This window comes from Arthrobacter alpinus (assembly GCF_001294625.1).
GTDB lineage: Bacteria > Actinomycetota > Actinomycetes > Actinomycetales > Micrococcaceae > Specibacter > Specibacter alpinus_A.
In genome coordinates this window covers 900,877-922,784 of the sequence record NZ_CP012677.1, presented here as the reverse complement: position 1 = coordinate 922,784, position 21,908 = coordinate 900,877, and the positions used below count along the sequence as shown (strand labels likewise).

Here is a 21,908-nt window from a genome sequence, read left to right as displayed (position 1 = left end):
TGGGAGCTTTTGCCGTCACCTCAAACGCTAGTTCAAGGCTCCGACATTGTCTGTCCGGAGTTCGCTTCAAGGAGAAAATTGTGGACAACTTTTCATTCCACTGAGGCGTCCTGTAGTCAATACTAGAGTCAATACTAGATCTGATCGAACAGATATTCGAACTATTGTGTGGCGTGTCGTCGGGCCGGCTTTGCCTTGCACAGCTAGATCACCCCTTCAAGGGAATGTCACGGCCCAAACGCCGGGCAAAGGGGACATCCTGCATCTCGCACACGGCAAGCCAGATCTCCCGCGGGTCAAATCCGGCACCCAAAGCATCGGCGGCAGTATTTCCACCCACCCCTTTAAGCACCAGGTCCCGGGCCAGAACACGGGAATACCCGGCACTAAATTCATCATCCATCAATCGCCAAAACTCGCTTACTCGCACGCCACCATTGTCTCACGATTAGTACCCTTGTGAGTCTGGTGGCACCTTAGACTGATGCCATGACCACAGCCGCAAAACCTTCCCCGGACGGCCCACCGCCGGATCCTAGTGAAATGAATGCCGCCATCGAGGATGTGGAATTCCAGCTCGGACTCCTATGGCGCCGGGCGCGCTCCATCAACCATGCATTGGCCCGAAAGGTGCATCCGGATCTGGAGCCGGCAGCCTATGGCCTCTTGTCAGTGTTGATGAACCAGGGCGGCCTGAGACTGACGGAGCTGGCCAAATATATTGGTGTGGGGAAACCATCTGTGAGCCGTCAGATCAGCTTCCTAGAACGCTTGGGCCTGGTCAGCAAGCTCTCTGACCCGTCAGACGGCCGCGCCCAATTGATTGTGCTGACCCCTGCCGGTATAAGCAAGATGTGGGCTCTACACGCCGGAAGGCAAGAGGCCTTCCACAGCCTTCTCTCGCATTGGGATACGGCAGAGCTCACCACCTTGGCCACACTTTTAGCCAAACTGAACAACATAGGCAAAGAAGGTGCCAACCTGGGGTGAGCTTATAACAAGAGTGGATCCGCACCGAAAGGGGGCGGATCCACTCTTGTGGCCGCCTGTTAATGGGCAACCGGTGAAATATTTAGGGTCCGAGCCTAGCCTTGTGCCAGTCTCGGACAGTACTTGTCAGGCACGGGCTAGAATGCGTTGGACATCAGGCCCTTGCGCAGTTCATCGGAGAGTTCCTCATTGAGGTCACGGCCATAGCGTGCCGCAAATTCCTGAGGAACAGTGTCCGGGACAGCCACGCCTTCGGCAATGGCCAAACGGTCGCTCACTTCACGGAGCATGATTGACAAAGGCACCTCAAGAGCGGAACAAATGGAGGACAGCAGCTCCGAGGAGGCTTCCTTTTGTCCACGTTCCACTTCGCTCAAGTAGCCCAGTGAGACACGTGCATTGTGTGAGACTTCACGGAGTGTGCGGCCTTGGCGTTGACGTACATCTCGCAGAACGTCCCCAATTTCGTGGCGTAATACCACCATCTTGCGCTCCTTCTGCTGATGCTTCGCCTCATCTGCCAAACCCACATCCCGCCAGCGCACTACGCCGTTTACGGATACGGGTTGTTTCACCATCGGAATCGCCTTGCTCCTCATTACGTCGGTACGTCTTCTTCGGCTGATCCGAAAAGACTACGCCCACTTGGTGTTCCTATCCTAGAGGGGAACACCAAGCATTGCGTTCACTATGACTAACTATCCGGTTACAACTTTTGTTCCCGAGCCGCATTGACTACTTGTTGCAACAGTGCCAACGCCTCATCCGTTGCCTGTTGGCGGATCATGGCCCGGTCCCCGCCAAAGTGATATTCGTAGGCCTGGGCGGCTCCGTCAAAGGCAACGCCGAGGTAGACATGTCCCACCTCTTTGCCCTGGTGGGGGTCCGGGCCTGCCACCCCTGTGGTGGAAAGCCCCACCCGGGAACCTGTCGCCCGGCAAGCACCCAAAGCCATGGCGCACGCCACCTGCGCGTTGACGGCACCCGTTTCGGCCAGAAGTTCCTCCGGCACACCCAACGCCGTGATCTTTACGGAGTTCTGGTAGGCGATGACGCCGCCGTTGAACATCCCTGACGCGCCAGGAATCTCAACGATGGCCGCAGCCAACATGCCGCCGGTCAGCGACTCCGCGGTGGATACGCTCAGTCCCGCCGAGGTGGCATCCGCCACCAACGCCGCCAAATCCATTCCCGGAACTCCCATCAGCAGACCTAAACCGTTCGGTTCCGGCGTCCGGCATTGCGCAGTTGTACAGCCTTGATGACGTAGTCCACGCCCGTGACAACGGTGACAGCCAGCGCCACCAACATGATGACCAACGCCACCACGGACATCCACGGTACGGCAGGGGTCACCGGGAGCAGGTACACAAAGATGGCCAGGGTTTGGAGCACTGTTTTAAGTTTTCCACCCTTTGAGGCGGCCATGACACCGTAACGAATCACCACAAAACGCAACAAGGTAATCCCTACTTCACGCACCAGCATCACGATGGTGACCCACCACCAAAGCTCCCCGACAGCCGAAAGCATGATCAGGGCCGAGCCGATGAGCAGCTTGTCGGCGATCGGGTCCGCGATCTTGCCAACGCTGGTGACGAGCCCGCGCGCCCGGGCGATGTCGCCGTCGAGCTTGTCGGTGTAGATGGCCACGACAAAGAGGACGACCGCCGCCCAACGCAGGGAGCCATAGTGTCCGCCGTCGGCCACGAAGGCCCAGATGAAGAAAGGCACCATCACAATGCGCAAAAGCGTCAAGGCGTTGGGCAGGTTCAAATTGGACGGGCTGGGGGTGGTGGGGCCTGGCGCCACGGAATCATTCACAGTGCAAGGGTATCTGCAATTGTTCGGGCAGGGGCGCCCAGGTGGCTAGCGTCCGGTCAGCGACCATGCGTCATCACCGCCGTCCTCGTCCTGGCCCGGGGTGTCGGCGCCGTCGTAATAGTTCACGGATTCGGTCTTGTTGGCCAGGTCATCGGCCACCAGGTCCCCGCCCCAGCCATGGTTGGCGTTTGCGTTCTCGGCCAGGGCAGCGGCGATGGTGCTCTCGGTAGAGCGTTCGACGCCGGCCCCCTCGCCGCTCTGCCCGGCCTCCGGGGCCCCGTCACCCCTGATCGCGGCCAGTGTCGCGCCCAGGTCGTCGGGCTTGACCAGCACGTCACGGGCCTTAGAGCCCTCGGAGGGACCCACCACACCGCGGGATTCAAGCAGATCCATGAGCCGGCCGGCCTTGGCGAAGCCCACGCGGAGCTTGCGCTGGAGCATGGAGGTGGAGCCGAATTGCGTAGTGACCACCAGTTCGGTGGCCTGCAGCAGGACGTCAAGGTCGTCGCCGATGTCATCTTCGATGACCTTCTTGGGCGCCTCAACTGCCACGTCTGTGCGGTAGGTGGCTTTCAGCTGGCCCTTGACGTGGTCCACGACGCGCTTGATCTCGGCCTCCGTGACCCAAGCGCCCTGGACACGGATGGGCTTAGATTTACCCATAGGTAGGAACAAGGCGTCGCCCTGGCCCAGCAGCTTTTCCGCACCCGGCTGGTCCAACACCACGCGTGAGTCGGTCACGGAGGAGGTGGCGAACGCCATGCGGGAGGGCACGTTGGCCTTGATCAGGCCGGTCACCACGTCCACGGAGGGCCGCTGGGTGGCCAGCACCAGGTGGATGCCGGCGGCACGGGCCAACTGGGTGATACGGACAATGGAATCCTCCACATCGCGTGGGGCCACCATCATCAGGTCCGCCAGCTCGTCGACGATGACCAGCAGGTACGGGTAGGGGCGCACAATCCGCTTGGAACCCTCGGGCGGGTGGACCTTGCCGGCTTTGACTGCCTTGTTGAACTCGTCGATGTGTTTGAACCCGTAGTTGGCGAGATCGTCGTAGCGTTGGTCCATTTCCCGCACCACCCACTGCAGCGCCTCGGCGGCCTTCTTGGGGTTAGTGATGATGGGGGTGATCAAGTGGGGAACGCCTTCGTAGGCTGTCAGTTCCACACGTTTGGGGTCCACCATGACCATGCGCACCTCGTCGGGCGTGGAACGCATCAGGATCGAGACGATCATGGAGTTCACGAACGATGACTTTCCAGCTCCCGTGGCCCCAGCCACGAGCAGGTGCGGCATCTTGGCCAGGTTGGCGACCACAAAGCCGCCCTCCACGTCCTTGCCCACACCCATGACCATGGGGTGGTCGGTGCGTCGGGCGTTGGCCGAGCGCAGCACGTCGCCCAGGACCACGATCTCCTTGTCCGCGTTGGGGATCTCAATGCCAATGGCGCTCTTTCCCGGGATGGGGCTCAGGATGCGCACATCCGAGGACGCCACGGCGTAGGAGATGTTCTTGCTCAACGCGGTGACGCGTTCGACCTTGGTACCGGGGGCGAGCTCGATCTCGTACCGGGTCACGGTGGGGCCGCGGCTGAAGCCGGTCACTGCGGCGTCCACGTTGAACTGCTGCAAGGTGTCTGTCAGGGCTGCCACAATGGCGTCGTTGGCCTCGGTGGCTTCCTTCCCGGGCGGGCCTGCCGGCAGAAAGTCCGATTCTGGCAAGGTGTAGGTGACGTCGCCGGAGAGCTGGAGTTGTTCCGATCGTGCTGGGATAGGGGCAGGGGGGCCCACTGGCGGGGCGGGAACGTACGGTGTGGGATTGCCGTCGGAGGTGTCCGCACTGACGGCCAGGGACCGGGCACCGACGACGCCGATCGCCTCGGTCACCGGACTGCTATCGGCAACGTCGTAGAGGTCCGTGGAGGTGGGCAGTCCCTGACGGGCCTTGATAGCATCCGCCGCCAGTTCGTCTCGTGTGGGCCGCCGGACCCCCGGTGGCAGCGACGGGGCGGCCGACGACGTCGACGTGCCGTCGTCGTCGAACATGTCCACCAGCGCTGTCTCGAACGCGCTGTCCCCTTCATAGCCGGGTTCCGCGGCGTCGCTTTCCTTCTTTCGACCCATCCGCCCGCGGGGTTTCTTGGGCCCGGCCACGGCTTTCTCAGTGGCGTAGAGGTAGCTCTGGTCGTGCCCGTTGGCGTCCAGTTCGCGCGGGGCGGCCGGCTCTCCCACCAATTGTTCATAGAGTCCGCGCAGCCTCGACGGGATGTGCCGCAGGGGTGTGGCGGTGAGAATCAAGACGCTGAAGAAGGCGAGCACCGAGAAGACCACGATGGCCAGGACCGGGCTGGCTGCTGCGACGAGGCCGCCGGCGATCATACCGACCATGCCTCCGGCGCGGCTCACGCCGGCAAAGCCGTCCGCCGCGTCGGGCGTCCCGCCAGCCACATGAGCCAGGGCGCAGCCGGCCAGGGTCATCAGGGCAAAGCCGATCGCCACCCTGTTGTTACTGCGGATGTTGGTGGGCTGGCGGAAAACCAGGATGGAAAAGACGAGCAGCATGGGTGGAAGCATGGCGGCGAACCAGCCAAAAGTGCCTTGGAAGACGCCGTGGACGCCCGTGGCCAGCCACCCGGTAAGGCCCCACCACTCAAAGGTGGCGATGACGGTGGCGAGCAGGATGAAGAACAAACCGCTGCCGTCACGCCTTTCACCGGCAGGGAGGTGACTGACGTCGGTGCCCATGCGTCGCACGGCGCCGCCTATCAGGTGGCCAACACCCTGCCAGGCCCCGACCACCATGCGAACAGGCCAGATCAGGTGCGCATCCGGTGCCGGTGCTGGTTGTTTGCTGCGGGGGCTCGGCGTTGTGGCGGTCTTGGCAGGGCGCGCCGAAGCGCCGCCTTGCTTGCCGGCGGACGCGCGAGCGGGGGAAGAACGAGTCGCCATACGCCCAACGCTACCCGAATTTACGCCTAAACCAGCGGATTTGGGGCGGGGCGGCTCCGTGCAAATTCAACGGCAGTGCTGCCCGTACGTCTACGGCAGCTACGCTTCCAGGACCACCGGGATGATCATGGGCCGGCGGCGGAGCTTGCGGCTGACCCAGCTGCCGATCACCCGGCGCACCACCTGCTGGAGCTGGTGGGTGGTGTGTTCGGTGTTGGCCATGACGGCTTCTTCCAGGGCGGCGGCGATCTTCGGCTTGATCTCGTCAAAGACGGAATCGTCCTCCGCCACGCCGCGTGCGTGGATGTCCGGGCCCGTGACAATTTTACCCGTGGAGCGGTTCACCACGGTGATGATGGAGATGAAGCCCTCATCACCAAGCGTGCGCCGGTCCTTGAGGTCTTCATCGGTGATCTCCCCGACGCTGTGGCCGTCCACGTAGACGAAACCGCATTCGACCTGGCCCACAACGCGGGCCGTGCCATCGACCAGATCGATGACGGAGCCGTCCTCTGTGAGCAGGATGTTCTCCACGGGCACCCCTGAAGACTGCGCGATCTTGGCATTGGCAATGAGGTGCCGGGTCTCGCCGTGGACCGGCATGACGTTCTTGGGGGTGAGAATGTTGTAGCAGTACAACAGTTCGCCAGCGGCGGCGTGCCCGGAGACGTGCACCTTGGCTGTACCTTTGTGGATGACGTCGGCGCCAAGTCTGAGCAGGCCGTTGATGATCCGGTAAACGGCGTTCTCATTGCCGGGGATCAGCGAGGAGGCGAGGATGACGGTGTCGCCCTTGCCGACGGCGATCTTGTGGTCACCGCTGGCCATGCGGGACAAGGCAGCCATGGGCTCACCCTGTGACCCGGTGGACATTAGGACCACTTTGTTGTCAGGTAGATTGTCCACGTTTTTCATGTCGACCAGCACCCCGGCCGGAACGGACAGGTAACCCAATTTCGCTGCAATGGCCATGTTGCGCACCATGGAGCGGCCCACGAACGCGACCTTGCGGTTGTGCATGACGGCGGCGTTGAGGACTTGCTGGACGCGGTGCACGTGGGAGGAGAAGCTGGCCACGATGATGCGCTTGGCGGCCTTGCCGAACAATGCCTCCAGGGTTGGTCCAATTTCTGCCTCACTGGTGGTGAAGCCGGGGACGTCCGCGTTGGTGGAATCGACCAGGAACAGGTCCACGCCTTCCTCGCCCAGCCTGGCAAAGTGGCGCAGGTCGGTGGTGCGGCCATCCAAGGGCAGCTGGTCCATCTTGAAGTCGCCGGTGTGTAGAACGGTGCCGCCAGCGGTCCGGATGAAGACGGCCAAGGCGTCCGGTATGGAGTGGTTGACGGCGATGAACTCGCACTGGAACGGGCCCAGCTGCTCAACGTGCCCTTCTTTGACGGTCAGGGTCGATGGCTTAATACGGTGCTCCATCAGCTTGGCCTCGATGAAGGCAAGCGTCAGCTGGGAACCGATCAGCGGGAGATCACCGCGCAGCCGCAAAAGGTACGGCACGGCACCGATGTGGTCCTCATGGCCGTGGGTGAGCACCACGCCCACCACGTCCTCAAGCCGGTCCTCGATGTAGGAGAAGTCGGGCAAGATCACGTCGACGCCCGGCTGGTCCTCCTCCGGGAAGAGCACTCCGCAGTCGACGATCAATAGTTTGCCGGCCACTTCAAAGACCGTCATGTTCCGGCCGATTTCGCCAATGCCGCCCAGCGGAACGATGCGCAGGGTGCCCGGCGGCAGGGGTGGCGGGGTGCGCAGTCCGGGCTCGGTGGTCTGGGTCATCTCTAGAATTCCATTCCAGCTTCCGCAAGGTCGGCCTTGATCATGGCAATCTCGTCCTCGCCCGGTTCCACGAGGGGAAGCCGGACTACCGAGTTGGACAGGATTCCCTGCCACTTGAGAATTTGTTTGACCGCGACGGCGCCCTGCACGTGTCCCATGGCGGCCCGAATGACCGGATCCAAGTCAAAGTGCAGGCGCCGGGCAGTGCCAAAGTCCCCGGCGGCCGCGGCGTCGATGAGGGCGCGGAACTTTTGGGGGGCTATGTGCGCGCTGACGGAGACTAGTCCGATGGCGCCGGCGGCCATCAGCGGTAAGGTCAGTCCGTCGTCGCCCGAGTACACCTCAAGGTCGGTGTTGGCCAGGACTCGGGTGGTCTGGGCGTAATCGGCCTTGGCATCTTTCAAGGCGATGATGCGCGGATGGTCGGCGAGCTTGATGATGGTCTCGGTGGAGATGGCGACGCCGGCCCGGCCCGGGATGTCGTAAACCATCACGGGCAGTTCGGTGGAGTCGGCGATGGCCTCGAAGTGGGCCTGGATGCCGGCCTGGCTGGGCTTGTTGTAGTACGGCGTGACGATGAGCAGGCCGTGGACGCCCAAGGCTGCTGCGCGCCGGGACAGGCTGATGGAGTGGCGGGTGTCGTTGGTCCCGGTGCCGGCGATGACCCGGGCCCGGTCCCCCACAGCCTCCAGGACGGCGGCGAACATGCCGAGGTTTTCCTCATCCGTCAGGGTAGAGGTTTCTCCAGTGGTGCCGGTGACAACGAGGCCATCGCAGCCGTCGTCGACCAGCTTGATGGCAAGCTCGGCTGCCTGCTTGTAATCAACTTCACCATCGAGGGTGAAAGGGGTGACCATGGCGGGCACCAGTGTTCCAAAGGGACGATTACTAGCATCAGAGGCAGACATAGCTAAAACGTTACCTGCTCCGCGATGATTTCGTGGAACGCACGCCACGGACCGCCTCCCGTCTACGACGTCGCCGACGCCTCCCTAGCGAGGAAAGGCAGCCACACCTCCAGAACGGGTTGGGCAGGGACCAAGGTTCTGCCATGGTCCCTGCCGGGAAGTTCAACGAGCGTGGCGTTGGGCATCAGCACGCTGGCGCGCCGGGAGTCCGCCAACCGTTCCGGATCCCGCGTTCCTGCCATGAGCAGTGCCGGGACGGTGATCGCTGCCACAGATTCCTCAGAAATGGCCGGTTCAACCTCAGTTTGACGCAAATAGGCGCGAAGTGCAGGGGCGTCGTTGGCCAGGAACGCGGACCGTGTCTGCGGATCCAGTGCGTGGCCCATGCGCCGCTCCCAGCCCGCCACAAAGCCCGCCATCCCGCCTTGGCCCAGGGCGTCGTCGTACTCGGGGAAGAACAGCTGCCCCACGCTGCCTGGCTGGATGCGGAACGTCCCGCCCAGTGTTGTCAACGACAGCAGTCGTTCCGGGGCGGTGACAGCGAGCGAGAACGCAATGCGGGAACCCACCGAGTAGCCGCCAACGTGGGCCCGTGGCGCTCCGTCGGCGTCCAAGACGGCCAGGGCGTCGGCCACCAGCGTGTTCATGGAGTAGGCATCCGGGGTGTCCGGCTTACCGCTGCGCCCGTGTCCGCGCAGGTCCATGGTGATGACCCGGTAGCGTTCGCGGAACGCCTTGGTGTAACCAAATCCGCGCCAGATGGCCCGGCTGAGCGCACTGCCGTGCAGCAGGAGGATCGGTTCACCCTCACCGACCGCGTCATAGGAAAGTTCGACGCCGTCGCGCGGGTTGTGCGTGATGCCCGCCATCAGTGAGCCCCGGCCTGTCCGAGGTCGCGCAGCTGCCCGTCCTTGTTGACGGCGAACATTGCCGAACATGGGGCAGTAACTGGAACCATGATGGCTAGGATACCGGTTTCGCCGACCCGCCATGGGCCAGAGATTGGCGGTAGAGGGCTACGGCGTCACGCATTGCCTTGCGGGCCCGCTTCCGGTCCCCGGCGGCGTCGTAGGCGCAGGAGAGCCGGAACCAGGACCGCCAGTCTTCCGGCGCCGACTCGGTCTCGAGCTTGTACTTCTCAAATTCGGCATCCGCCGCGGCGCGGACAATGCGGCCACCGGGGGTGCGCGGTAAATTATCTACCGGCAACGCACCCTCGGCCTCGAGAATGTTGGCCATCTTTTCCATGCGTGCACCAAAAAGCAATTCGCTGATCAGCGCCCAGCCCGCCACGAGCGGGAGCACAAAATAGGAGGCACCGAGCAGCTTGGCCTCCCATTCCGGGGAGACCAGGAGCAGGAGCGCCCGCTGCAGCATGACCACCATGTAGAACACCAGCAGCAGGCAGATCAGGGCTACCCAGATCTTTGTTTTCGAGATGCGCAGTTTCTTCACGGGTTAGCTTTCAAGGTCAAGGTAGCCGTCAAGGCCAACGGTCAGCCCGGGGCGGGTGCCCACGGTGCGTATGCCCAGCAACACTCCGGGCATGAATGATTCGTGGTTGAAGGAGTCATGCCTGATGGTCAGCTGCTCCCCCGGACTGCCCAGCAGCACTTCCTGGTGGGCCACCAGGCCGGCCAGGCGGACGCTGTGGACCCGGATGCCGTCAACGCTGGCGCCACGGGCGCCGTCGAGCTCGGTTTCGGTGGCGTCGGGGGCATCCGCGACACCCGCGCCGGCACGCGCGGCGGCCACCAGCGCGGCGGTTCGCAATGCGGTGCCGGAGGGAGCGTCAACCTTGCGGGGGTGGTGCAGTTCAATGATCTCCACCGAATCGAAGTACCGGGCGGCCTGGGTGGCGAAGCGAGTGGCCAGCACCGATCCCAGTGCGAAGTTGGGGGCGATCAAAACTCCGGTTTGCCGGTGGTGGGCCAGTAACGACTCCAGCGCGCCCAGTCGTTCTGCACTCCAGCCGGTGGTGCCCACCACGGCGTGAATACCGTGGTCCACGGCGAAGCGCACATTGGCTTCGGTGGAGTCCGGCACGGTCAAATCCACCATGACCTGCACGCCTAGTTTCACTAGTTGGTCCAAAGAATCGCCACGGCCCAGGGCTGCCACCAGCTCCAGGTCCTGCGCCGCACCGATGGCCGCAACGGCGGCCGTTCCCATTCGTCCCTTGGCACCGAGCACGGCCACCTTCAGCATTTCACTCATGCCTTCAAGAATACTGTCCTTCGCGGCCGTTGCTTTCCAGCTCAGTGAGCGGACCCGTCCTGTTCCGGCACAGTCCCGGCGCCCACCCATTCAATGGAACCGTCGCTGAAGAACTGTTCCTTCCAAATGGGGACCTCGGCCTTGATGCGTTCAACCAGTGCCGAGCACAAGTCAAACGCCTCGGCCCGGTGGGAGGAGGCCACTGCGCAGACCAGGGCCGGTTCCCCGATCTCCAGCGGCCCCACCCTGTGCGACACCCAGACGCGCACGGGGTGACCGTCTGGGTCGGCAGCGCCGGCGATCAGGCTACTCACCACATCACCGAGTACCGCGTGGGCCAGCGGATGCGCACTGTATCGCAGCCGTTGAACCTGTTTGCCGCCGTCGTGGTTGCGCACCACGCCACTGAAGGTGACCACCGCACCGGCGGTGTCGGATTCAACGGCGGCGATGGCTGCATCCACGGAGATCGGGGCCGTACTCAATTGGGCGAAAACCACCTCGACGTTAGTGCCCATTACCGCCGCTCAACTGTTCGCACAGGTGCTTGATGATGGGGTCCAGCACCGCGAGTCCGTCCATGACGCCCGCGGGTGAGCCCGGAAGGTTCACGATCAAGGTGCGCCCGTTGCTGCCGGCATACCCGCGGCTCAGTGCGGCCATGGGCGTCTTGGCCAGTCCTGCGGCGCGTATGGCCTCCATGATGCCGGGGATTTCGCGTTCCAAAAATGGGCGTGTCATCTCCGGGGTTTCGTCCGTGGGGCTCAGGCCGGTGCCGCCGCTTGTCAGCACGACGGCGGGGCGCTGGCTCAGCAGGGCCCGTAGCGCCGAGCCCACCGATGGGCCGTCGGGAACCACCACTGGGGCACCGGTGTCGAAGCCGTGTTCGCTCAGCCAGTCGGCAATGATGGGTCCGGTCTTATCCTCATAAACACCCAGGGCGGCACGGGTGGAGGCAATCACCACGCCGGCCGCACCCAGGGAGTTTGCCTGTTCGCAGGCGCTCATGCGGGGCTCTCGCTTTCATCGGGGACGGCAGCGGGCACGGTCCAGTCGCCACTCTTGCCGCCGCTCTTGGCCAGCACCTGGATGCCGGAGATCACTGCATGCTTGTCCACCGCCTTGATCATGTCGTACACGCTCAACGCGGCAATGGACACGGCCGTCAGTGCTTCCATTTCTACCCCCGTCACGCCTCGGGTCTTCACGGTGGCCAGGATGGTGACGGCACCGGTCCCAAGCTCAAAATCGACGGTGACCTTGGAGATGGGCAGCGGATGGCACAGCGGGATCAGCTCGGGGGTTTTCTTCGCCCCCATAATGCCTGCCACGCGGGCCACCGCCAGGGCGTCGCCCTTGGGTAGCTCGCCGGCACCGAGCAGGGCCATGACGGCGGCGGTGGTGGACACCGTGCCTGTGGCCGTGGCCTGGCGGGTGGTCACGGCTTTGGCGGACACATCAACCATTTGGGCCGTCCCGTCTTGGCGCAAATGTGTTAATACTGAGGAAGTTTGGGGTTCAGTCACAATAGCCATACTTCCACCTTTGCCCCTGCCTGTAACTCGGTGACCCCGGCGGGGATGTGAATCAGTGCGTTGGCCTGTGCCAGGGCGCCGAGCAGGTGCGAGGACGGTCCCCCTACTTCCCGTACCGAGGCAGCCGACTCAAAGCCAGGGCCGGTGTACACGCCGCGCCTGATCTGGTGCTTGCCATCTGGCGAGGTCAGTGCGTGGGCCAAGGTGGCCAGGACCCTGGGCCGTGGGGCCGGTGCACCGCTCAAAGCTGTCAAGGCCGGACGCAGGAACAGTTCAAAGGACACCACACCGCTGACGGGGTTGCCCGGAAAGCCGATGAACGGCACCCCTTTGTAGCTGCCCAGGGCCTGCGGGCCCCCCGGTTGAAGCGCCACCGAGACAAACTCCACCTCGAGCCCGTCAAGGGCCTGCTTCACCACCTCGTAGGCACCTGCGCTAATGCCCCCAGTGGTGACGATCAGATCCACCGCGGCCCTCGATGCGCCGTCGGGGAGCGCCTCTTTTATCACGTAGTGGTCCAGCAGCTCCAGGAGCGCGTGTGGCTCATCCCGCACAATGGGCGCTACCACCACCTCGACGCCGGATTGCATGAGGTTTGCGCGCAGCAGCGCCATGTTGGCGTCAAAAATCTTGCCCGCTGGCAGCGCGTCGCCGGCCCGCGGGTCCCCTGGCAGCAGCACCTCGTCCCCGGTGGTCACCAGCAGTACGCGCAGCTGCCGGCGTACGAGCAAGGTGGTGGCGCCCAAGGCCGAGGCCAGACCAATATGTGCGGCGTTCAGGAGCGTACCGGCGGTTATCGCCACGCTGCCCCGCACCAGGTCACTGCCTTGTGCCCGGACAAAAGCACCAGGTTGTGTTTCTGGCAGGGACACGGCTTCCCCCGCTTCGGGGAACACCGCTGGCAGTGCCGCCTCCACGGGGACCACGGCGTTTGCCCCGTCTGGCATCATGGCGCCGGTCATGATGGGTGCGGCTGTTCCGGGAGCCAGGGGGGCAGGTGCGGTTCCGGCCGGAATACTCGCCGCCACCACAAAAGTGGTTGATTTCACTGAATCAACTGTTTTCGGTTGGCTATAAAGGGGCTTAGCCGCCAGGGCGAAGCCGTCCATTTGAGAGTTGGCAAAGGGTGGTAGATCGATGGGAGCCAACAACTCGGCAGCCAACACCCGGCCCACTGCCTCCGTCAGCACAACCCTGGTGCCGGCGTCGTTCTTCAGGGCACCGTCCGGGCCGTTCCAGGCTTTCGCCAATTCCTCGCGCACGGCAATTTCATGCTCCACAACTGTTCTGCGCATGGTGTCCTTCCGGCCCAACGCATGGGCGTCTCAACTTTGCTCTCATCATAGTGGCGTCCGGTGTCAGGAACCCGAAACATGCGCAACGACGGCAAGGCGGCGGATGGTCAGGAAACTTACCCGCACGATTCTTTGGATGGCACTGGCGGTTGCCGCCTTCCACGGGAGCCAGCGAATACAACGCGACACCCAAGGCCTCGTTTAGGTGCCACCGGTGTCGGAAGAACAGCCACGTCCGGTGGCAGGGGACGTCCACTTGCCGTCTCGACGAGCTGCTGGCCGAACGCCAGGGGGCTCATGCGCTTGGCTGGGCGCGGCCGCAGCAACGGCACCATGATGTTGGCCGCGCGTGCCCTATCCTGCCGTGAACTTCACCGTGTGGTAGCCCGTGGCTCCGTCCGGGGCTGGTGGTGCCTCAGCGCCGGTCTGGACAGCGCCTGAGCCATCCACGGCCCGCACCTTCAATGCGTGATTTCCCGCTCGTAAATCCAGGGGCGCCTTCCACTGCACCCAGGTGTCCTTGTTCAGCGCAACTGCCAGTTCTGCCTCTTTCCAGGGGCCGCCGTCGAGCTGGACCTGGACGGCGGAGATGCCGCGCTCGGGCGCCCACGCAACCCCGGCAACCGTCACGGGGCCCGCCGCCGTCTTCGCGCCGGAGCGCGGCACGTCAATGCGTGAGGCTGTCTTGATGGGCCCCATGGCGCTCCACCCCAGCGGCACCCAATATCCCGTATCGGCGGCAAAAGTGGTGACTTTTAGCTCCTCCAGCCATTTCGTCGCCGACACATAGCCGTAGAGGCCCGGCACAATGAGCCTGGCCGGGAAGCCGTGGACCAGAGGCAGCGGCGCCCCGTTCATGCCCACGGCGATGATGGCGTTGCGGGTATCCGTCATGGCCTGCAGCGGCGTGCCGGCCGTAAAACCGTCGGTGCTGCGGGAAAGAACCATGTCGGCCCCGGGTTTGACCCCGGCCTCAGCCAGCAGCTCGCGCACCGGCCAACCCAGCCACCGGGCGTTACCCACCAGGTCCCCACCCACCTCGTTGGAGACACAACCAATGGTCACGTACATTTCCACCATCGGCTTGGCCAGCAACTGCGCAAAATCTAGCGTGATTTCCTTCTCGACCATCCCCGACACGGTCAGCTTCCAGGTTTCGGAATTCACGGCGGGCACCACTAGGGCGGTGTCGATCCGGTAGAAGTCATTGGCGTCGGTGAGCCACGGCGTGATCCCGGCAGTGGCGAGCACCGCAGCGGCAGGCACGGCCGGAGCCGGCACGAGCGGCCTCGGCAGCTTCACCTTGGCGCGCAGGTCTGCCACCACGACGGCGGACTGGCGGACGATGAGCGCGGCACCTCCTGTGATGATCGCGACGGCGGCACCCATGCCCAGAAAGGCAAGGAACGACCGCCGGGACGTCGGGGCCGCAGTTGAGGACGCAGGGTCCGCAGCCGAGGATGCCGGCGCACGCGGGGGGCCGGCCTCGCCAGCGGGCGGCTCTGGCACCAGACCGGGGCGCAGGAAACGGGAGGCCGTCCATGCCAGCAGCGCCATGCCCACCACGGCGGCAACAACGGGGGCCGCGAATGCTAGCGCCGTGATGTTGGGACGGGAGGCAATGGCAGCAATTCCCAGCACACCAAACAGCCCGATCCCGAGCAGGCCCACACCGCGGCGCGTTCGCTCCAGCAAGCCCACAGCCCCAGCGAGCACGGCGATGACCACCACCATGGACCCCAGGAACACTGTCTTGTCCGAGGTTCCGAAGAGGTGGATGGCCCATTCCTTCACCCCTCCCGGGAGCATCCCGATGACGGTTTGCCCCACCGCACTGACGGGCGACACCGCGGGAGTGATAAACGCCGCAACAAGCTCGCCGACGGCCACCCCCGCACCCACAGCGACGAGCCCTGCTGCAGCCCAGAATCGACGCGCTTCCATGGCATCCTTCCCGTTCCGGCCACTTGACATGCTGGCCCGTTGCCTCAATTCTAATTTCGCAGGCACCACATAGTGCCGGCTTGCACCCAAAACTTGACTATGGCGTAGCGTGGGACCATGAACACCCAACGCGTAGCACTTGGTTTGCCGGCGGTCCCCGCCGCAGTTGTGCCCAGCGCAAGCACGCAACCACGGCCCGCCGGAACCTCATCCGGCCTGCCAGACCAGTTTGGCCGGGTTGCCTCAGACATGCGACTGTCGCTGACCGACAAGTGCAATCTTCGCTGCACTTATTGCATGCCTGAGGACGGCCTGGAATGGCTCAAGAAGGACAAGCTACTCAACGCCGCCGAGATCGTCAGGTTGGTGGGCTTGGGCGTGAACAAACTCGGTGTGCGTGAACTACGCCTGACAGGCGGAGAGCCACTCGTGCGAGCCGACCTGGTGGAGATCATCGCGGCGTTGCGCCGGAATCACCCGGAACTGCCTATCTCGCTGACCACCAATGGTGTGGGTTTGGCAAAAAAGGCACGAGCCTTGGCCGACGCCGGGCTGACACGGCTAAACGTTTCCATGGATACCTTGCACCACGACGCCTTCTTGCAATTGACGCGCAGGCCCTTCCTCGACCAGGTTTTGGCCGGGATCGAGGCCGCCGCGGCCGCCGGGCTGCACCCCATCAAGGTCAACGCTGTACTGCTGCGCGGCATCAATGACAGGCACGGCGCCGAATTGTTGGCTTGGTGCCTCGAGCGCGGCTACGAGCTGCGTTTCATTGAGCAGATGCCCCTGGACGCCGACCACGGCTGGACCCGCGAAGGCATGATCACCGCTGCGGAGATCCGCGAATTGCTCAGCAGCGACTTTGAGCTGGCCCCCGATCCGCGCTCACGCGACGGAGCACCGGCCGAACGCTTCGAGGTCCGGCGCCCCGGCTCCGCGGAGCTCTTGGGCACCGTGGGGATCATCGCCTCCGTCACCGAACCTTTCTGCTCCGACTGCCGCCGCACCCGCATCACTGCCGAGGGCAAGGTCATGAGCTGCCTGTTTTCCCGCACGGAAGTGGATCTGCTGCCCCTACTGCGGGCCGGCTCGGCACAGTCCGACGACGACGCCGTCGTCTCCCGCTGGCAGGACGCCATGTGGGCCAAACCGAAGGCCCACGGCATGGGCCACCCGGGCCTAGGCGATGCAGACTTTGTCCAGCCCGAGCGCAGCATGAGCGCCATTGGAGGGTGAGGATGAAAATACGTTTTTTCGCCGCAGCCGCGGCCGCCACGGGCGCTGAGGAACAGCAGGTGGACCTGTCCGCCGGTGCCGTCACCCTAGCCGATTTGTCGGCCCTGCTCGTGGACAGCTACCCGGCGTCTGCCTCCAGTCACACACCCCCACTATCGGAGCTGCTGACCCGATGCAGTTTCCTGGTCAACGAAGTATCCACCCGCGACCTGACGGTTGTCCTGCAGGCGGGCGACGTCGTCGACGTCCTGCCACCCTTCGCTGGCGGTTAGCCACCCCAAGGCCTCAACGGCTCACTCCGCCGCTACCGGTAGACCGCCGGTGCAAGTGGCCCCAAAGCCATCGCCAACAATGCGCCGCGACTCTGGACGTCGCATTTTCCAAAAAGGGATTTGAAAACACCCTGGACTGTATACCGGCTGATCCCCAGGCGGCGGGCCAACGTCGCCGTGTCTAGGCCTGCCGCGGAGAGCTCCAACAACTGGCATTCCCGCGGACTAAGGGCAAAACTGCGTACGATGACCTCCATCCGCTCAGCGGGGAGGCAGTCTAGGACAGTGACGGCAATGGGCGCCGACATGCCTGCATGAGCGCGCCGGGTGGGCGTCAATGCCCTGCTCCACAGTCAGCAGCTGGGCTGCCACGTTCAGCACCTCGGCCGGAACACCCTGGTGTAGCTGAGGTGCTTGTTGCAGCAACTCAAGCCAAGGTCCGGCTGAATCCGTCTGACTCATGATGAACAAGTCGTCGGCGAGCACCAGCACAGCCTGGCGGTGACCCACGACGGCGCCGCCCGTGCCGCCGGACTGAAACTCATGGCCAGTACATTCCTGCAATCCTGTGGCAACAACACCTGCTATGGACTCCACGCAGTGAGCATCCGTGTCGGAAAAGTCGAAACCACCAGGCCCACGCCACAGCTCAAGCCAGTCCCACAGGCCCCAGCCCTCGGCAAAGGCGACGGACAGGACATCAACCACCCCGAAGCGCGACAACCGGTCCCTCCACAACTCGCTGCGGCCGAGCTCATTCCCCGTCACCCGCTTCAGAGACACTGCCTTGGACGGATTGATGGGCAGGGTTGTCCATCTGTTGATGTGCGTCTGGTACCTGAGGCTGATCAGCAGGGGTAGTTCCTCCGCACATGGCACCTGCGCCATCGGTGTCATACCTACCGTTGTCACGGGGCCTGCCAAGGGCCAGACCCAAGCGTCATAGACTACGACGGCGCGCAACTCGTCGAGCACGCCAGCGCGGTAGGTGTGACTGTCCAAGTGCGCGTCCCCTAACGCTGTGACCCGGTCCAGACAGCTGCGCAATGCCCAATCGCTGATCATGCCTCAAGTATGCGCTTTGCCGGTCCGCTAGGAGCCGCCCCCAGATTTCTGGGATGTCGTTTGTCGACCCGCTCACCTACCGTCAAAGCATCAGTTTCCACGAAAGGACAGGGCAATGTTTGCCTTGCAGATTGAACACGGCATTAAGGACTTTGGTATGTGGATGGGCGCCGACAACGCGGATCCGCTGGGGCGGGTGGCCTCCGGCGTGGTGGGCGAGGGCGTGTACCGCCCCATCGGCGACGATCACTATATGGTGCTGGACCTGGATTTTGTCACCTCTGGTGAAGCGGAGCAGTTCCTGGGGCGATTGAAGACTCAGGTGTGGTCGACTCCGGGGGCCTCTCCGGCACTGGCTGGTGGACCCAAAACTCGGGTCGTGGAACAGCTTAGCGCACAGGACATCGCACCCTAGTCGGCGCTGCTGACCCGAGGTAGCTTTCTGGGCAACGTTGTCTGTTTTCGCTACATTTTTTTTCGCGGACTATGAGAACTGCCGGGAAGTGGCGGGCGATCGAGACGTAGCGGTGGCCTGTTGGCGTGGTGACCCTGACTCCGGGATCCGGCCAAGGCAAGGGAGTAAGGGACTGGCGATTGATCTTGTTACTGCTCCAGCCGAGCGCTTCCTTGGCCTGGTAGCAGGCCGTGCACAATCTCTGGCCGTTGGTCAGGGTGGTCCCTCCGCCGCTTGCCCAGGACTTAATGTGGTCGTATTCGCGGATCGGTGCATCACAGTACGGGGCAGCACATCGCTGGTCCCGGAGTCGCGAAAAGTTCTTTCATGCCTTCGGGAAACAGCCGCCCCTTGGAATCCATTCCCAGCAATGTGTTGAATGCCTGATGGGTGAAGAGCCGCTTCAGCCACACCCGCAGCAAAGATCTCCCATCATTGGCGGAAGCATGGGCGCCGGTGCCCACGATCCAGGCGCGGGTGGTGGGGGCTGGGATCGGGTCGTAGCCGACAAGGACGGCGGGGTCATTTGCCCCGTCAAAGAGCGCCCGATCCGTCATCACCAGCGCCAGGGCAATATCGGGCTCAGTCACAGAGGTGCACATTATGCCGCCGCGCAATCCCTGGTCATTAGGACCGGACTCACCACGGCTGCTGGGCTCGTGGTTGCGCCTACAGGGCTCGTGTTGCATGAGCCGGTGCATGAGCGCATCGGCCATGAGCTGACCCTTACCCCGGTCATCGCCACCCGCTCTTGCACTGTCGGCAACTTTGGAAAGGGTGTTGTAGATGCGTACACCCTGGTTCAAGGGGATCAAGGCAGTCAACAAGGTCATTCCGTCCGCGGCGGGGCGCAACGAAACGTACCGTTCAGATGGGGCCATAGCGAATCGATTCGCCACGGCCGCAGGGTCCAGGGAATAGGCAGCGCTCTTTGCCGCGGCTACCAATTGTCTGGACCCCAAGAGGCCCGCCCGATCCGCATCACCGCACAGTTCCCAGTCCACCTGAGCCCGGTCCTTGGCGCTCAGGCACGTCGTCTCCCGCACCATGATGGAGGCGCGGTACTCATTCATTTTGCCGGATGCAAACGTCGCGAGCGTGTGTGGCATTTCGCGCACCAGCATCGTCGCCAATTCACACAATTGCCTGCCCCTGAGCGGGGATTCATGCCTGGCCAAGCCCACCTGTTGTGCAATGCCCCGACCCAGATTTTCCCGCGGAACCCCAGCCCGGGCCTGGATCAGGCGCTGCTGCGCCATAGAAACGGCCTGCGCCTGGACCTGTACCGCCGCTGCGGCATTCACGGCGTCCACGGCCGCTTGATCAAAAGCCGCGTCGCCACAGGGCTCTGATGGCGGGCACGAATCCGCGCCGGGCTGGCGTAGGGTGCCGACTAAGGCGAGGCCAATGACCGTGGCCATGCCCGCCAGTGCCTGCGCCTTAGTCGCTGCCGCCTTCGGTCCCGCCTCATGCTCGCGCAATTGGGCCAGCGAGGAAGCCCACTGGCCCTCGCGCACAAACTGGGCCACGAGGGCCGTTGCGTCAGTGGCGCGGGTCCGGGCACGATCCGCCAATTCATGGCCAAAGCTGCATCCAGCTGGGCAAAAACCACAGGATCAAACGCTCCGGCACATTGTTCAAGCAGCAGCCCGGCCGCCCCTGACAACACACCGCACCCGGCCGCTGACGCCAACGATGGAGCGAGAGGTCCAGGCCGGTCAGTACCAGTACCCGCGGAACCCGAAGTCCGCTCATGGGCCGGGCCGCCACCGGGGATGGTCTCAAACCACTCCGGTGTCATCATGCTGCCCACCTGCCCGTCAACGTGAAGAGAACTATTGTTCTAAATCTTCACTTCCTTCTTATACATTTATTCTAAATGTTGGCTCTGACAATCAACACCGGGTGCGTGCCACATCAAGGAAATCTGTGGATAAGTATTTTTGCGACCCTTGACCCCTCCGCAGCCGTGGCATCAGGACGGACCCCGGGGTAAGCAAAATGGCACGGAACACGCACACAATGTGTATGCACGTTCCGCGCCATGGCGAACGAATCGGCTACAGGCCGAAGGTCTCGGATTCCTTGAAAGGTCCCACCACGGTAATGGTGCGCGGCGAAGCGGCCAGCACGCGGGCCAGCGCCTGGACTTCCTCGGCAGTGACGGCGCGGATTCGGCTGAGGGTCTCATCGATGTCCAAAAACTCGCCGGAGACAAGCTCGGAACGTCCCAGGCGCGACATGCGTGAACCGCTGTCCTCCATACCCAGCACAATGCCACCGGAGAGTTGACCCAGGGCCTTTTTCAGCTCCGCTTCTGTGACACCGTCGGCGGCTAGCTTCTCCAACTCGGCCGTCAGCAGGCCAATGACCTGGCCTACCTTCTGCGGTGAACAGCCGGCATACAAACCAAAATAGCCGGCGTCGGCGTAGGCGGAGGCAAAGGAATAAGTGGAGTACACCAGTCCGCGCTTCTCGCGGATTTCCTGGAATAGCCGTGAAGACATGCCGCCACCGAGGATCGAGTTCAGCACGCTCATGACATAGCGGCGGGAATCGGTGGCGGTCAGTGACGGGCAGCCCACAATGATGTTGGCCTGCTCCACCTTCCGGTTGACCACGTGTAGTCCTGCCGTGCCGGTGATGACGGCGGCCGTGCTGTTGCGCCGGGACGCCGGGACCACGCCGTCGTCCAGGGACCAGCCCGCGGTCCGCAGGGCTGCCAGAACCAGCTCGCAGACGGCGTCGTGGTCCAGCCCGCCAGCAGCGGTGATGACAAGGGTCTCAGGGCGGTAGTGCTTTTGGTAATGCTCCCACACCGACTCGCGCGGAACAGACTTGATGGTCTCCGGCGTGCCACCGATGGGGCGTCCTAGGGCGTGTTCGCCGAGAACGGCGGCCACAAAATGTTCGTGGGCGACGTCGGTGGGGTCATCGCTGTCCATGGCGATTTCTTCCAAGATGACGTCGCGTTCCTGCTCCAGCTCGGCCGGGTCAAGCACGGCAGAGGTGACCATGTCGGCGATCACGTCGATGGCCATGGGCAGGTCGGTGTCTAGGACACGTGCGTAGTAGCAGGTGCTTTCCTTGGCAGTGGCCGCGTTGGACTCCCCGCCCACCTCGTCAAAGGCGGAAGCAATTTCCAACGCCGTACGGCGCCGGGTGCCCTTGAACAGCAGGTGCTCAAGGAAGTGGGTCGAGCCGTGTTGGCCCTCGGATTCATCCCGAGAGCCAACACCAACCCAGAACCCGATTGTCGCGCTTCGCTGTCCCGGCATGGACTCGGTCAACACCCGCACCCCCCCGGGCAGGACCGAACGGCGCACTACGGCGCCGCCGATCTTGCCGGAGATCAGTGTGGAATCGGCTGAGGCCAGGCCGTCGGCGGCGGAGGTCAGCGGCAAAAGGGTGATAGCCATAGA

At 63.6% G+C, this 21,908-nt stretch carries 24 protein-coding genes; 4 read left to right on the top strand and 20 right to left on the bottom strand.

Going from position 1 to position 21,908, the window contains the following annotated elements:
• Positions 1-208: 208 nt before the first annotated feature.
• Positions 209-430 (bottom strand): DUF3046 domain-containing protein, encoded by a 222-nt coding sequence (locus tag AOC05_RS03995; protein ID WP_062005879.1) that lies wholly within the window; start codon positions 428-430, stop codon positions 209-211.
• Positions 431-489: 59 nt separating this feature from the next.
• Here AOC05_RS03995 and AOC05_RS03990 point away from each other — a divergent pair, with 59 nt between their 5' ends.
• Positions 490-990, top strand: a complete 501-nt coding sequence (locus tag AOC05_RS03990) for a MarR family winged helix-turn-helix transcriptional regulator (RefSeq protein WP_062005877.1) — start codon at positions 490-492, stop codon at positions 988-990.
• 137 nt (positions 991-1,127) lie between these two features.
• Here AOC05_RS03990 and AOC05_RS03985 read toward each other — a convergent pair whose 3' ends face one another.
• The 14 genes from AOC05_RS03985 to AOC05_RS03920 form a co-directional block, all read right to left on the bottom strand.
• Positions 1,128-1,568: a helix-turn-helix domain-containing protein gene (locus tag AOC05_RS03985; protein WP_062005875.1), complete on the bottom strand. Its 441-nt coding sequence runs from the start codon at positions 1,566-1,568 to the stop codon at positions 1,128-1,130.
• A gap of 128 nt (positions 1,569-1,696) precedes the next feature.
• The gene (locus AOC05_RS03980) at positions 1,697-2,194 is read right to left on the bottom strand and encodes a CinA family protein (RefSeq protein ID WP_231687176.1); all 498 of its coding nucleotides are present in this window, start codon (positions 2,192-2,194) and stop codon (positions 1,697-1,699) included.
• A gap of 8 nt (positions 2,195-2,202) precedes the next feature.
• The gene (pgsA, locus tag AOC05_RS03975; RefSeq protein WP_062005871.1) at positions 2,203-2,814 is read right to left on the bottom strand and encodes a CDP-diacylglycerol--glycerol-3-phosphate 3-phosphatidyltransferase; all 612 of its coding nucleotides are present in this window, start codon (positions 2,812-2,814) and stop codon (positions 2,203-2,205) included.
• Between the two features lie 45 nt (positions 2,815-2,859).
• Positions 2,860-5,766 (bottom strand): FtsK/SpoIIIE family DNA translocase, encoded by a 2,907-nt coding sequence (locus tag AOC05_RS03970; protein WP_062005869.1) that lies wholly within the window; start codon positions 5,764-5,766, stop codon positions 2,860-2,862.
• A 99-nt stretch (positions 5,767-5,865) separates the two neighbouring features.
• Entirely contained in the window at positions 5,866-7,557 is a 1,692-nt protein-coding gene (locus AOC05_RS03965; RefSeq protein ID WP_062005867.1) for a ribonuclease J, read from the bottom strand.
• 2 nt (positions 7,558-7,559) lie between these two features.
• Positions 7,560-8,465: a 4-hydroxy-tetrahydrodipicolinate synthase gene (gene dapA / locus AOC05_RS03960; protein ID WP_062005865.1), complete on the bottom strand. Its 906-nt coding sequence runs from the start codon at positions 8,463-8,465 to the stop codon at positions 7,560-7,562.
• 62 nt (positions 8,466-8,527) lie between these two features.
• On the bottom strand, positions 8,528-9,334 hold the full coding sequence (locus AOC05_RS03955) for an alpha/beta fold hydrolase (RefSeq protein WP_186759242.1): 807 nt from the start codon (positions 9,332-9,334) through the stop codon (positions 8,528-8,530).
• 94 nt (positions 9,335-9,428) lie between these two features.
• Positions 9,429-9,851, bottom strand: a complete 423-nt coding sequence (locus tag AOC05_RS03950) for a hypothetical protein (RefSeq protein ID WP_231687217.1) — start codon at positions 9,849-9,851, stop codon at positions 9,429-9,431.
• Between the two features lie 72 nt (positions 9,852-9,923).
• Positions 9,924-10,682 carry a 4-hydroxy-tetrahydrodipicolinate reductase gene (gene dapB / locus AOC05_RS03945; protein WP_062005860.1) on the bottom strand — a complete coding sequence of 253 codons (759 nt, stop codon included), beginning with the start codon at positions 10,680-10,682 and terminating at the stop codon, positions 9,924-9,926.
• A 41-nt stretch (positions 10,683-10,723) separates the two neighbouring features.
• Positions 10,724-11,200 (bottom strand): molybdenum cofactor biosynthesis protein MoaE, encoded by a 477-nt coding sequence (locus tag AOC05_RS03940; RefSeq protein ID WP_062005858.1) that lies wholly within the window; start codon positions 11,198-11,200, stop codon positions 10,724-10,726.
• Positions 11,190-11,690: a MogA/MoaB family molybdenum cofactor biosynthesis protein gene (locus AOC05_RS03935; protein WP_062005855.1), complete on the bottom strand. Its 501-nt coding sequence runs from the start codon at positions 11,688-11,690 to the stop codon at positions 11,190-11,192. Before AOC05_RS03935 ends, AOC05_RS03940 begins: the two co-directional genes overlap by 11 nt.
• Positions 11,687-12,217 (bottom strand): cyclic pyranopterin monophosphate synthase MoaC, encoded by a 531-nt coding sequence (moaC, locus tag AOC05_RS03930; protein WP_062005853.1) that lies wholly within the window; start codon positions 12,215-12,217, stop codon positions 11,687-11,689. Before moaC ends, AOC05_RS03935 begins: the two co-directional genes overlap by 4 nt.
• On the bottom strand, positions 12,205-13,512 hold the full coding sequence (glp, locus tag AOC05_RS03925) for a gephyrin-like molybdotransferase Glp (protein ID WP_062005851.1): 1,308 nt from the start codon (positions 13,510-13,512) through the stop codon (positions 12,205-12,207). Before glp ends, moaC begins: the two co-directional genes overlap by 13 nt.
• A gap of 354 nt (positions 13,513-13,866) precedes the next feature.
• Positions 13,867-15,456, bottom strand: a complete 1,590-nt coding sequence (locus tag AOC05_RS03920) for a molybdopterin-dependent oxidoreductase (protein WP_230085575.1) — start codon at positions 15,454-15,456, stop codon at positions 13,867-13,869.
• 117 nt (positions 15,457-15,573) lie between these two features.
• Between AOC05_RS03920 and moaA the strand changes: the two genes are divergently transcribed.
• Together moaA and AOC05_RS03910 are read left to right on the top strand one after the other, a co-directional pair.
• Positions 15,574-16,695: a GTP 3',8-cyclase MoaA gene (moaA, locus tag AOC05_RS03915; RefSeq protein ID WP_082357750.1), complete on the top strand. Its 1,122-nt coding sequence runs from the start codon at positions 15,574-15,576 to the stop codon at positions 16,693-16,695.
• A 2-nt stretch (positions 16,696-16,697) separates the two neighbouring features.
• Positions 16,698-16,967, top strand: coding sequence for a MoaD/ThiS family protein (locus tag AOC05_RS03910; protein ID WP_062005847.1), 270 nt, complete (start codon positions 16,698-16,700; stop codon positions 16,965-16,967).
• 32 nt (positions 16,968-16,999) lie between these two features.
• Here AOC05_RS03910 and AOC05_RS20700 read toward each other — a convergent pair whose 3' ends face one another.
• Complete coding sequence (locus AOC05_RS20700; RefSeq protein ID WP_062005845.1) at positions 17,000-17,224, bottom strand: helix-turn-helix domain-containing protein; 225 nt, start codon at positions 17,222-17,224, stop codon at positions 17,000-17,002.
• Positions 17,225-17,228: 4 nt separating this feature from the next.
• A complete protein-coding gene (locus AOC05_RS03900) occupies positions 17,229-18,032 on the bottom strand; it encodes a hypothetical protein (RefSeq protein ID WP_062005843.1) in 804 nt (267 codons plus the stop codon).
• Positions 18,033-18,147: 115 nt separating this feature from the next.
• Between AOC05_RS03900 and AOC05_RS03895 the strand changes: the two genes are divergently transcribed.
• Positions 18,148-18,447 (top strand): hypothetical protein, encoded by a 300-nt coding sequence (locus tag AOC05_RS03895; protein WP_062005841.1) that lies wholly within the window; start codon positions 18,148-18,150, stop codon positions 18,445-18,447.
• Here the strand turns inward: AOC05_RS03895 and AOC05_RS20695 are convergent.
• The 3 genes from AOC05_RS20695 to AOC05_RS03885 all read right to left on the bottom strand — a co-directional run bounded on the left by AOC05_RS20695 (position 18,422) and on the right by AOC05_RS03885 (position 21,905).
• Positions 18,422-18,736 carry a hypothetical protein gene (locus AOC05_RS20695; RefSeq protein ID WP_420480392.1) on the bottom strand — a complete coding sequence of 105 codons (315 nt, stop codon included), beginning with the start codon at positions 18,734-18,736 and terminating at the stop codon, positions 18,422-18,424. The two genes, AOC05_RS03895 and AOC05_RS20695, sit on opposite strands and share 26 nt — an antisense overlap.
• A gap of 25 nt (positions 18,737-18,761) precedes the next feature.
• A complete protein-coding gene (locus AOC05_RS03890) occupies positions 18,762-20,060 on the bottom strand; it encodes a DUF222 domain-containing protein (protein ID WP_062005840.1) in 1,299 nt (432 codons plus the stop codon).
• Positions 20,061-20,546: 486 nt separating this feature from the next.
• The gene (locus tag AOC05_RS03885) at positions 20,547-21,905 is read right to left on the bottom strand and encodes a M16 family metallopeptidase (RefSeq protein WP_082357747.1); all 1,359 of its coding nucleotides are present in this window, start codon (positions 21,903-21,905) and stop codon (positions 20,547-20,549) included.
• Between the last annotated feature and the right edge of the window lie 3 nt (positions 21,906-21,908).